Origin of the sequence: Thermococcus sp., assembly GCF_027008145.1 — an archaeon.
Lineage (GTDB): Archaea > Methanobacteriota_B > Thermococci > Thermococcales > Thermococcaceae > Thermococcus.
This window is the reverse complement of record NZ_JALTCZ010000035.1, coordinates 1-10,655: the sequence shown is the minus strand read 5'-3', so window position 1 is coordinate 10,655 and position 10,655 is coordinate 1. Positions and strand designations below refer to the sequence as shown.

At 55.8% G+C, this 10,655-nt stretch carries 9 protein-coding genes and 1 pseudogene; 5 read left to right on the top strand and 5 right to left on the bottom strand.

The features are described from left to right. Positions 1–633: pseudogene (locus MVD07_RS01675) on the top strand (2,3-diphosphoglycerate synthetase); the annotation flags it as partial. Next, positions 630–1,487, top strand: coding sequence for a 2-phosphoglycerate kinase (locus tag MVD07_RS01670; RefSeq protein WP_297497762.1), 858 nt, complete (start codon positions 630–632; stop codon positions 1,485–1,487). The pseudogene MVD07_RS01675 and the gene MVD07_RS01670, both read left to right, overlap by 4 nt. Here MVD07_RS01670 and MVD07_RS01665 read toward each other — a convergent pair. The 3 genes from MVD07_RS01665 to MVD07_RS01655 are packed head-to-tail and all read right to left on the bottom strand — an operon-like array spanning position 1,462 to position 4,161. Then, on the bottom strand, positions 1,462–2,967 hold the full coding sequence (locus tag MVD07_RS01665; RefSeq protein ID WP_297497768.1) for a metallophosphoesterase: 1,506 nt from the start codon (positions 2,965–2,967) through the stop codon (positions 1,462–1,464). The genes MVD07_RS01670 and MVD07_RS01665 overlap by 26 nt on opposite strands. Before the next feature lie 5 nt (positions 2,968–2,972). Beyond that, on the bottom strand, positions 2,973–3,380 hold the full coding sequence (locus MVD07_RS01660) for a CBS domain-containing protein (RefSeq protein ID WP_297497759.1): 408 nt from the start codon (positions 3,378–3,380) through the stop codon (positions 2,973–2,975). Positions 3,381–3,384: 4 nt separating this feature from the next. Then, positions 3,385–4,161, bottom strand: a complete 777-nt coding sequence (locus MVD07_RS01655) for a class II glutamine amidotransferase (RefSeq protein WP_297497756.1) — start codon at positions 4,159–4,161, stop codon at positions 3,385–3,387. Positions 4,162–4,231: 70 nt separating this feature from the next. Here MVD07_RS01655 and MVD07_RS01650 point away from each other — a divergent pair, with 70 nt between their 5' ends. Further along, complete coding sequence (locus MVD07_RS01650) at positions 4,232–5,095, top strand: type I restriction endonuclease (protein ID WP_297497753.1); 864 nt, start codon at positions 4,232–4,234, stop codon at positions 5,093–5,095. Here MVD07_RS01650 and MVD07_RS01645 read toward each other — a convergent pair. Both MVD07_RS01645 and MVD07_RS01640 read right to left on the bottom strand, forming a co-directional pair. Further along, entirely contained in the window at positions 5,092–6,069 is a 978-nt protein-coding gene (locus MVD07_RS01645; protein WP_297497750.1) for an AIR synthase family protein, read from the bottom strand. The two genes, MVD07_RS01650 and MVD07_RS01645, sit on opposite strands and share 4 nt — an antisense overlap. 39 nt (positions 6,070–6,108) lie before the next feature. Then, the gene (locus tag MVD07_RS01640; protein WP_297497765.1) at positions 6,109–7,881 is read right to left on the bottom strand and encodes a ribosome biogenesis/translation initiation ATPase RLI; all 1,773 of its coding nucleotides are present in this window, start codon (positions 7,879–7,881) and stop codon (positions 6,109–6,111) included. Positions 7,882–7,950: 69 nt separating this feature from the next. Between MVD07_RS01640 and MVD07_RS01635 the strand changes: the two genes are divergently transcribed. After that, positions 7,951–8,124, top strand: a complete 174-nt coding sequence (locus tag MVD07_RS01635) for a hypothetical protein (protein WP_297497747.1) — start codon at positions 7,951–7,953, stop codon at positions 8,122–8,124. A gap of 156 nt (positions 8,125–8,280) precedes the next feature. Beyond that, on the top strand, positions 8,281–10,655 hold a 2,375-nt coding region (locus MVD07_RS01630; protein WP_297497744.1), incomplete at its 3' end, for a DEAD/DEAH box helicase.

Genomic DNA, 10,655 nt, shown 5'->3' with positions numbered 1-10,655 from the left:
GTCTCCGAGGGAATGAAGCTCGCCGAGAGCCTGCCCCATGACATTATAGTCTTTGAGGGGAGCGGTGCTACGATGCCTCCAGTTAAGGCCGACGGCTACATAACCGTCGTCGGAGCAACCCAGAGGCTGGAGCATGTAGGCAACTACTTCGGGCCCTTCAGGCTGGCGCTGGCGGACATAGTAGTCGTTACAATGGCAGATGCCGTTGGGGAGGAAAAACTAAAGAAGCTCGTAGGGACAATAAGGAGGATAAACCCATCAGCCGAGGTTCACCTGACAGCATTCGAACCGAGACCAGTAGGGGAGGTCCAGGGAAAGCGTGTTGCGCTCTTCATGACGTCCGATAGGGCCCTCGAGAAGGCAGGGGAGAGGCTTGAAGGCCTTGGCGCGGAAGTTGTCTTCAGCTCGGGGAACCTGGCCAAGCGCTCGGTGCTGAAGAGAGAACTCAAGAACCTGAAGGACATAGATGCCGTCCTCGTCGAGCTCAAGGCGGCTGCTGTTGACACCGTAACCTTCTGGGCCCTAGAGGAGGGCCTCGAAGTCATATACCTCGCCAACGAGCCGGTGAACACCGACGGCAAAGACCTCAGGGAGTCAGTTTTGGCCCTGGCGGAGAGGGTGGTGGAAGGATGATAATAGTCACCGACCCCCAGAGGAAGGTTAGCTTGCCCTTCTCAAGGGGGATTCTGACGCGCTCTATAACATTAGCCGGGGTTGACGTTGGAATAGCCTACATCATAGCGACTGAAGTCCAGAAGGAGCTCCTTGAAAGGGGAAGCAGGGCCGTCACGACCGACGACATAAGAAAGCTGACCTACGAGAAGCTCATTCAGCACAGCCTGAAGGAGGAGGCCGAGAGATACCTCTTCTGGAGGCAGTTCCGGAGGAGGAAGGTTCCTCTCGTTATCCTTCTCGGCGGTGTAACGGGGGTTGGAAAGTCAACGATAGCGACGGAGCTGGCCTTCAGACTCTCAATAAGGACCGTTATAGGGACAGACACCGTAAGGGAGGTAATGCGGAAGATAATAGCGAGGGAACTCCTTCCAGATTTGCACTCATCCTCCTTCATGGCATGGCGCGAGCTCAAGGGGGCGAAAAGCCTGATAGAGGGGTTTGAAAGTCAGGTGAGGCACGTCTCGGTTGGCGTCCAAGCCGTCCTCGACAGGGCCCTCAGGGAGGGAATGAACGCAATAATAGAGGGCATTCACCTCGTCCCCGGCTTCGTAGAGACCAACGAGAATTCTTTCATGTACGTCCTCTCCGTGAGCGACAGGAAAACCCTGGAAGCCCACTTCTACGAGCGCACCCGCTACAGCAAGAGGCCAGCCGAGTACTACATCGAGCATCTCGACGAGATACTCTGGCTTCAGGAGTACATAGTCAGAAGGGCCAAAGAGTACGGCGTGAAGGTAATAGAGAACGTTGAGCTGGAAAAGACGGTCAACGAGATAATGGAAGATCTCATGGAGCGCCTGAGGAAGGTCTGAGGGGCCATACCCCAAGGAGCCTCCTGCTCCCCCACGTTGCCTGCACCTCAAAGGCAACAATTATGTCCGGGTAAACGTCTATCAGGTTGAAGCTGTTACCAAAGGCGTTCCTGTGGAGCTCCCAGCTTAAGGAGCCGGCATTGATCACAACGGTGTTCTCTACCCTAACTGCAAAGGCGTTCCCCCCATGCCCCGTGAGAACTATCTCTGCCCCGTGCTGGGTGAGAATTCTTAAGACGTCCCCAGCATCCTCAAGGAAGCCCTTCTCCCTGCTCCCAGGTATGGGGACGACGTTGTGGTGCATGAAAACAACCCTCTTTCCCTCCGCGCTCTCAAGGTCGCCGGCGAGCTTCCTCTGGCCAAACCTTCCGACGGAACCAACTTCGTACTCATACTGGGGTGTCAAGACTGGGATGAAGGTGAAGTCCCTCAGAGGGGTCACCTCGGGCTCGCCGAAGTACTCTTGAAAGAGCTCGTGGCCGAGGCAGGTCATGTCGCTTGAGCCCGGGACAACGAGCTTTGGCGCGCCTATCTTCTCCCAGAACTCAAAGGCCCTCTCGAAGTTCCTCTCGATGCCGACGTCAACGAGATTTCCCGAGTGGATGACAACGTCCGGCTTTAGCTTCTCGTTTATCAGCCTTATCGCGTTCTCCAGGACTTTTCTCCTGAAGTAGACCCTGTCCGAGACCCTCATGTCGGCGATATGGACTATCCTCATCAGCCTTTCTCCCCGGGGTATGAAGAGCTTTGACTTGACCGGCCTGTGGCTTTTCGCTTCTTCATCCCCGGTGAGGCGCCTTACGGTCACGCTTAGCCTGCCGTTCTCTATCTCGACGATGTTGTAGCTGTTCACATCGCCCCTCCTCGTCTTCCGGCAGGACGTGCACCCGGCGTTGTCAACGACAAGGTCTTCAACGCGGTAGACGTTGGGGACGTGCTTGTGGCCACAGAGGTAGAGCGTAACGTCGTGCCTCAGGAGGAGATCTAAAACGTCGCCGGCGTTGAAGAGGACGTTTCTCTCCCTGCCCGTGTTCGGTAAGGGGATGAGGTGGTGGTGAGCAGCGACGAGCTTTATGGGCCTCTCGGAGTACTCCTCAAGAACCTTCTTGAGCCAGCGGAACTTGTGCCTCCCTATCCTCCCGTCGCTCAAATCCGGTATGGTAGAGTCCACCCAGATGAGGACGCCGTCTTTGAACTCATAAATACCGTTCAATGGACCGATGAACTCCTCAAAGAGCTCATACCCGACGTTCCTGACGTCGTGGTTGCCGGGAATGACCACGAGGGGTTTTTTAATCTTCTTCAGCTCGTACTCGGCCCTCTCATACTCCTCCCTGAGACCGCCGTTGGTCACGTCCCCGGTGTGAACAACCAGGTCGAAGTTCAGTCTGTTTATCTCGCTGACCGTGAGGTCGTAGGCGTAGCTCTTGTAGGCCTCTCCCCCTGTGATGTGGGTGTCGCTTATGTGGGCTATCCTCATGACCATCACTCCGCGGCTATTGCTGTCTCAAGCTTTCTCCTGCTCGCCTGAAGGAGATCGCTGAGGGTGAATATCCCGACTATCTGGCCATTCTCCTCTATTAGTATGTGCTTAACTCCCTTCTTGGCCATGACGTCAAGGACTTCCCTGAGCGGTGCGTTCGAGTCCATGGTTATCAGCTCCCTTGTCATTATCTTCCTCACTGGCGTCGTGTTTGGCCTCCCGGGGATGACCACGCGGCGTATCACGTCAGTCTTGGTGAAGAAGCCAACGACCTTATCGTTCTCAACGACAACAAGGGAACTTATGTCGAACTCCACCATGACCTCGGAGGCCCTCTTCACGGTATCACCGGGAGAGACACCTATCAGCTTCCTCGTCATGTAAACCTTTATCGGGGCGTTCTCGTCCATGCTCTCACCCCAGCTTAAGGTTCTCAAATCTTCCGGGCTCGATCAGATAGGCCGTCCCGTTTGGAATCTCGACCCAATCGGCCCCGTGATAGAGTTCGAGCGTTGAAGAGGCTATAGCAAAGGGCCTGGAGAGCTTTATCAGCTTCGCGTAGTCCCTGTGGAGGGCATTGTGATAATAGGTGGGGCTCATGTAGGCCGTAATGAAGGCCTTCCAGCTTCCATCGGGCATCAGGAAGAGCGTCATCGTGTTGAATGTCGTTCTGGAAACACTCGCCCCAAAGGAGTAGTGCTCTATGAGGCTCTCCACACTCGGCCCGTCGAGGAGACGGCAGAGGTAGGCGGAGAAGGCGTAGCTGTCCGAGGTTTCCTCGAAGTGCTCCCTCTCAAAGCCGGCCCTCTCAATCACAGTCTCTTTGTCGAGGTCACCGTTGTGGCTGAACCAGAAGGAGAAGCCCTTCCTTGAGGAGAAGGAAAGGGGCTGGGCATTGAAGAGGCTCTTTGCCCCCTGGCTTGCGGCCCTCGCGTGAGCCATGAGCACCGCTTCGCCCCGAAGGTTATCAAGGAGGCCGGAAAAGCCCCTTTCATCTTCAAAGATCGGCCTTGGGGAGCGGTAGTGGGCAATACCATCCTCCCGGAGAATGACGTAGCCCCAGCCATCCGCGTGGCTGGTCTTCCCGCTCTTTCTTTCCCTGTATGGGTCGTACTCGGCCGACTTCCTGAGGGCCTCGGCGAGGGGTTTAAGCTCATCACCATCACCCATTGCAAAGAGTATCCTGCACACCTTTTCCACCCCCAGTATCTACACAGCAAAAGCTTTTAGGTTTCCGGTCGGAGTTGGTTAAGGTGTGAGAATGGAGGAGCTTGAAAGGGCAGTGCTGACGGTCATGTCAAGGGTTTTCTCCCACAGGAAGCTCTACGAGAGGAACGAGGAGGCCGTTAAGCAACACCTCATAGGGGAAATCTTCAAGGCCCTCGGCTGGAACTGGAGCAACCCTGAGGAAGTCCGGCCCGAGGAGAGGACGGAGGACGGAAGGGCCGACTACGCCCTCCTCCTCAACGGCGAAATAGTGGCCTTCGTGGAGGCCAAAAACCTCGGCGTCAACGTCCTGAGCAAAGATGAGCCCCTCAGACAGCTGGCGCGCTACTGCTTCAGCCGGGGAGTTAAATATGGGGTGCTGACGAATGGTGTCGCCTGGGTCGTCGTCAGGGCCTTTGCCGAGGGAACTTCGCTCAGGGAGAGAATACTTTTCACCGTCGATCTGGAGAACGACCCTGTTGAGAGGAGCGTTGTAAAGCTTTCCCTGCTCGCCAAGAGCAGGATTAAAGATGTTGAGAGGCTTTCCTCCCTCCTTAGGGCACTAGAGGTGTCTTTCTTGGAACTCCTGAGGGAGTATCCCCAGAACCTGATCGTTGACTTTCTTCTGGCGGGGCACTCCCTCATCCCAGTCTCAAAGCTCTCTCCGGAGGTTAGCCCGAAGGCGGTCTACGTCCACGAAAACGGCTGGAAACCGCTCCCCCTCGGAGACAGGTCACTCAAAGGTGCTCTACTGGCGGTTCTCGACTACCTTGAGGCCCGTTCGAAAGGGGAGAAGAAGGAAGAAGTTAAAAGAGTCAGAGAACTGCTCTCCGTACTGAGCCTCCCGCCAGAGAAAGCCCTGATGATACTCAAGGGCATTGAAGAGGAAGAAAACCTGAAGATAGCCTTTGAAATCTAAACAACCTTCCACAGCTCGTCGCTTATCGGCCTCTCAAGGGGCCTCTCCCTGTTTCCCTCGACGATCACCCTCACCGCTGAATCCCCAAGGAACTTTCCGATGACTGTCGCAGGGATTCCGCTTTCCCTAAGCCTAGTGACGAGCTCTCCAGAGGACTCGGGAGGAACCGCTATGAGAAGAGCACCAGAGCTTATCAGTGCGAGCGGGTTGAGGGAGTAGAAATCGCATATCCTCTCCGTCTCCTCCCTGATGGGTACCCTATCGGCATAGACCCTGAAGCCAAGCCCGGCCGAGTTGGCCATCTCGTGGAGGCCGTTGGCAAGGCCGCCTTCTGTTGGGTCATGCATTGCCCTTGCGAAGTCCCTCGCTATCATGGCCTCGCGGAGGACGCTTATCATCTCAAGGAAACCGATTGCCCTGCCGATGAGTTCCTCCCCAAAGGCATCCACAAGCTCCTCCCTCCGCTCCTCGGCTATTATCGCAGTTCCCTCAAGGGCGGCCCACTTGGTCAGGACTATAGCATCCCCGGGTCTGGCCCCATCGGGGCGGATCAGCTTTCCCTCTGCGACGCCTATCATCGTCCCGACGACTATGGGCCGGTTTAGCCCGGGGGTGACCTCAGTGTGCCCGCCAACGACGGAGACACCGATTTTCTCCGAATTTTCCGCTATCTCGGCGACTATCTCCTCTGCGAGTCCTTCATCGGCCCCCTCTGGAAGAAGGATTGTCGTCAGGAACCACCGAGGCCTCGCCCCTGAGACGGCTACGTCGTTCGCATTCACGTGAACCGCATAGAAACCTATCCTCCTCCCGGAGCCAGTTATCGGGTCGGTGGAGACTACTATGACCTCCCCATCAGCCATCAGCGCCGCGAAGTCCAGCCCTTCGCCCGGCCCGATAAGGACCTCCTCCCCTATGGGGAGGAGAGAGAGCAACCTGACGAGCAACTCAGGAGGGACTTTACCGGGGAGCATCCGACCACCGGAGGGAATAGGGGGGAAGGGCTAAAAAGGCTATGTGTAGTAGTACTCGCCCCTCTCCCTCTGCTCCCTGTCCTTGACGGAACCTTCCTTGTTGGCTCTCGGCCTTCCGGTGTCTGGATCCCTGCGGAAGGTTATCCCTATGCCAGCTAAGAAGTGGTTCATGCCCTCGCGCATGCCCATCGGGGGCAGGGCCTTTCCGTACCTCCCGGGCTCACCCTCAAAGACTATTAGCCTGTCGCTGAGGTAATCCACCATCATGACGTCGTGTTCGACTATTAGAGCGGTCTTCTCGTTCTTGGCCATGAGAGAGCGTATGGCCTTTGAAACCGCGAGCCTCTGCTCGGAGTCGAGATGCGCTGAAGGCTCGTCGAGGAGGTAGAGGTCTGCATCACGTATCAGACAGGCCGTTATTGCAACGCGCTGGAGCTCACCACCGCTCAGCTCGCCGACCTTCTTGTCGTAGAGATCTGGGATTCCCAGCGGGTTGAGTAGCTCGCTCTTGTAGAAACTGCTCATGAGCTTCGTCGAGTCTATCTTGCTCAAAAGCTCGTAAACAGTCCCCTCGTAATCGGTCTTGATGTACTGGGGCTTGTAGCTGACGGTAAGCGACCAGTCCACCTCTCCCTCTGTCGGCCTCTCAACCCCGGCGAGCATCTTGACGAAGGTCGTCTTACCTATTCCGTTCGGCCCGACTATGCCAACTACTTCCCCGACGTAGAGCTCTCCTCCCTCGGCCTCAAGCTTGAAAGTTCCGTAGTCCTTCACAAGCCTCGGGTACTGAACGAGTATCTCGCCCTCCTGAGCCTTCCTCTCGCTCGTCTTGGTGAAGCTTATCTCGTAAGGCCTGAAGCGGACGTTCTCGTCGCGGAGGTAACCGCGAAGGAACTCGTTTATCCCGTTCCTCGTTGATTTCGACTGGGAGAATATACCATAGGCACCGGGCTTTCCATAGACGACGTGGATTACATCGCTCAGGTAGTCGATGACCGCCAGATCGTGCTCCACAGCTAAGACGTTCTTTCCAGAGTCCGCGAGGCGCCTGATTATCCGAGCAACCTTGAGGCGCTGTCTTATGTCGAGGTAGCTTGAGGGTTCATCGAAGAAGTAGAAGTGCGCATCCCTGAGCAGGGCAGCTGCTATGGCAACCATCTGGAGCTCACCGCCGGAGAGCTGCCTTATGTCCCTATCGAGGACGTTCTCCAGTTCAAGCTCCCTCACCACCTCATCAAACTTCCCACTTTCGTCGGCCTTCTTGAGGAGGTCTCGGACTTTGCCCTTAACGGCCTTGGGGATGAGGTCAACGTACTGGGGCTTGACGACCGGCCTTATCTCGCGGTTTTTGAGCTTTTCAAAGTAGTTCTGGAGCTCGTTGCCGCGGAATGCCCTTATCACCTCCTCCCAAGAGTCGTTGTCGGAGCAGAGGTTCGGGAGGAGCTGACCCGAGAGTATTCTAACGGCGGTGGTCTTACCGGTTCCGTTCGGGCCCAAGACGCCCACCACCATACCCTCCTTAACAACGGGAAGCCGGTAGAGGACGAAGCCGTTCACGCCGTAGCGGTGGACGCAGTCTTCATCCAGCTGTTCCGGAAGGTTGACGATGGTTATCGCCCCGAAGGGGCACTTGTGAACGCAGATTCCACAGCCGGTGCAGCTCGCCTCTTGGATAACAGGACGGTAGTTCTCCTCGTCGATGATTATAGCCTCGCCGCCCATTCGGTTGACCGGGCAGACTCGAACACAGAGGAAGTGACCGCACTTGTCGGGGTTACATTTGTCGTAATCGATGACCGCTATCCTTGCCATCCCCACCACCGGCTTAGGCTGAGGGAGAGGGTTTTAAAGGATTGCGGAGAACGAGATAATCCCCCAGTTTTGGCCTGCAATTCAGTCTCTCCAAGAAAAACCAAGAAGGGGATTGCCGCGAAAGCATGTAAACGATTTGAGACCCTCGTCGAGAGCAAGGCTGGAATCCTTGAGAGGATTGGCTTCGGAAAAGTCAAGCTGGCTCTCTACGATGACTGCGCCTGTCTCAGACTCCTCGTTTGAGAGATGAAGCCGGCATACACGAAGGAGAAGGGTGAAACGCTCCTCCAGCTAATAAAGCTCCTCAGCGAGAGGATGAAGCCTGATGCAGGGATCAGAGGGCTTCGCTGATTTTTATTTTTCCGCCAAGTTTTTGAGGGCAGAGGGGAAGGGGAGAACATGTCCCTCTTCGAAGTGCTCAAACCGCTGAAGTCGGAAATCGCCAAAGTCCAGGTCTTCCCCCCGAGCGAAGGGGAATTTGGGGAGTTCACTTTCAACAACCCGGAAATAAACGCCCTTTTAGGTGAGCTCGGCTTTACCCTTTATAGACATCAGGTTGAGGCCCTGGAAAAGCTTTACTCCGGGAAGAACATCGTCGTCACTACTCCAACGGCAAGCGGGAAGAGCGAGATCTTCCGCTTGGCCATCTTCGACTCATACCTCTCCGACCCGAGAAAAACTTATCTCCTCGTTTATCCCACCAGAGCTCTAATAAACAACCAGTTCGAGAAGTTCTCCCTCCAGAACCTCACTTTTTACCGCATAGCCGGAAAGAGTGTGAGCGCGAGGATTCTGACCGGCGACGTCCCCTGGAGCGAGAGGAAAAAGCTAACCCGCGAGAGGCCGAGGGCCGTCTTCACAACCCCCGACATGCTCCACTACAACATCCTGCGTCGCTGGAGGGACTACGAGTGGCTTTTGAGGAACTTGCGTTATCTGGTTGTTGACGAGCTCCACGTTTACAGGGGAGTCTTCGGGAGCAACGCGGCGTGGCTCTTCAAAAGGCTTCTCTTCAGGCTCAAACACCTTGGAGTAAGGCCCCAGATAATAGCCCTCTCGGCAACGCTGAGGAACCCGAAGGAGTTTGCCGAAAAGCTCTTCAGGCTTGAGTTCAAGGCGGTAACGAGAGCCACCAACCCGTTCCCGCGAAGGTATCTGGTACTCTTCGAGCCGAGAAACCTTGAGGAGAGACAGCTTTTAAAGGCAATCGTTGAGAGGCTCGCTGGGAAAGATATAAAGACCCTCGTCTTCTTCGACAGCAGGAAGGGAACGGAGAAGCTCATGCGCTTCCTCCTGAACTCCTCAACTTTTTCGAGGACAAGCACATATAAAGGCACACTCCCAAAGAACGTCCGCTGGGAGGTGGAGAGGGACTTCAAAGCTGGAAAGCTTTTAGTTCTGCTCACCACCACCGCCCTTGAGCTTGGGATTGACATAGGCGACCTCAACGCTGTGATAAACTACGGAATCCCCCCGGATGGTCTTTTCTCCCTCATACAGCGCTTCGGTAGAGCTGGAAGAAAGGCCGACCGCGAGGCACTGAACGGCATCGTCCTGAGGAAGAACGGCCTCGACTACTACTACAGAGAGCACTTTGACGAACTCGTTGAGAGACTTGAGAAGGGCATCATCGAGTACATGCCTGTGAAGACCGATAACAAGCGCATAGCGGAAAAACACCTCCACTACCTTTTCACTGAGCTCGGAATCCTCGACTGGGAGGAGCTGGACAGATTCGAGAGGAAGATAGCTGAAAAGCTCATCATCGAGCGCAAAGCCGACCTGAAGAAGAACCCTCTAACGGGAAGGCTTGAACTCCGCATTAGAAGGCCGGCCTTCAGCTACTCCTCGCTGAGAACTGCCAGCGACGAGAGCTTCTTCCTGGTGAAGGACGAGCCGTGGATAAGGGGCAGGCTGATGGAGAAATCCTCAACTAGGGAGCTCCTCAACTTCATCAACTGGCTCAAGCTCAAGGGCTACATCATAGAGGAGGTCGACACGGACGAGTACCATCGCTCTCTCCTGCCAGGGATGGCCTACTTCTCCAGGGGAGAGCTCTACATGGCGATGGATCGCCTGAGCCTCGACAACTTCCACTTCGTCTTCGCGAGACAGTTGAACCGCCTCTGGGATGTTGAAACCTTCGCCAGCAAGCGCGAGGACGTTGAAATCCTTGAGGTTAAGGAGGAGAAGTCCTACAGGGAAGTAACGATAGGCCTCGGACGGCTCCGCGTCAGGCACATCTACACGGGCTACGCCGTCAAGGGCCTCGACACGGCCAGCTACGCGGCTGAGCTGGTGAAGCTAAAGGAGAAGGGGATTTTAAAGGGTGAAATCTTCTCCCCTGCGAGCGGGGAGAGAGTAGAGACTGAGGAGGACTTCTCGATACTCAACTGGGAGAGGTTTGCGAAGGTTGAGTTCGAGGAACCACACGTGAGGGAGTTCGAGACTGAAGGGATGTGGCTCGTCTTCCCGGAGTCGATAAGGGAAGTTCCGGCCGAGGAGTTCCGGGTGTTTCTCGCGGAGGCTGAGGAGAAGGGGAGCGAAGATATCGCCCTCCACCTTTACGAGAGCCTCGACAGGAGGAAGCTCTTCCCGCTCTACCTCGGAAGTACGAGCTTCATCATAAGAAAGACGATAGGCGACGCCCTCCAGAAGGCGGGTGTAGAAGATGGGGAGCTGGCCTTCGCGATAAAGAAGATGGTTGACAGCAAGGATGGGATTGGCTCGGCTCTCCACGCTATGGAGCACAACCTCATCAAGATAGCGCCGAT

Excerpts from the sequence above, each read along its gene's own strand:
- MVD07_RS01670 (WP_297497762.1), top strand. The coding sequence starts at position 630 with ATGATAATAGTCACCGACCCCCAGAGGAAGGTTAGCTTGCCCTTCTCA.
- MVD07_RS01665 (WP_297497768.1), bottom strand. The coding sequence starts at position 2,967 with ATGAGGATAGCCCACATAAGCGACACCCACATCACAGGGGGAGAGGCC.
- MVD07_RS01660 (WP_297497759.1), bottom strand. The coding sequence starts at position 3,380 with ATGGACGAGAACGCCCCGATAAAGGTTTACATGACGAGGAAGCTGATA.
- MVD07_RS01650 (WP_297497753.1), top strand. The coding sequence starts at position 4,232 with ATGGAGGAGCTTGAAAGGGCAGTGCTGACGGTCATGTCAAGGGTTTTC.
- MVD07_RS01645 (WP_297497750.1), bottom strand. The coding sequence starts at position 6,069 with ATGCTCCCCGGTAAAGTCCCTCCTGAGTTGCTCGTCAGGTTGCTCTCT.
- MVD07_RS01640 (WP_297497765.1), bottom strand. The coding sequence starts at position 7,881 with ATGGCAAGGATAGCGGTCATCGATTACGACAAATGTAACCCCGACAAG.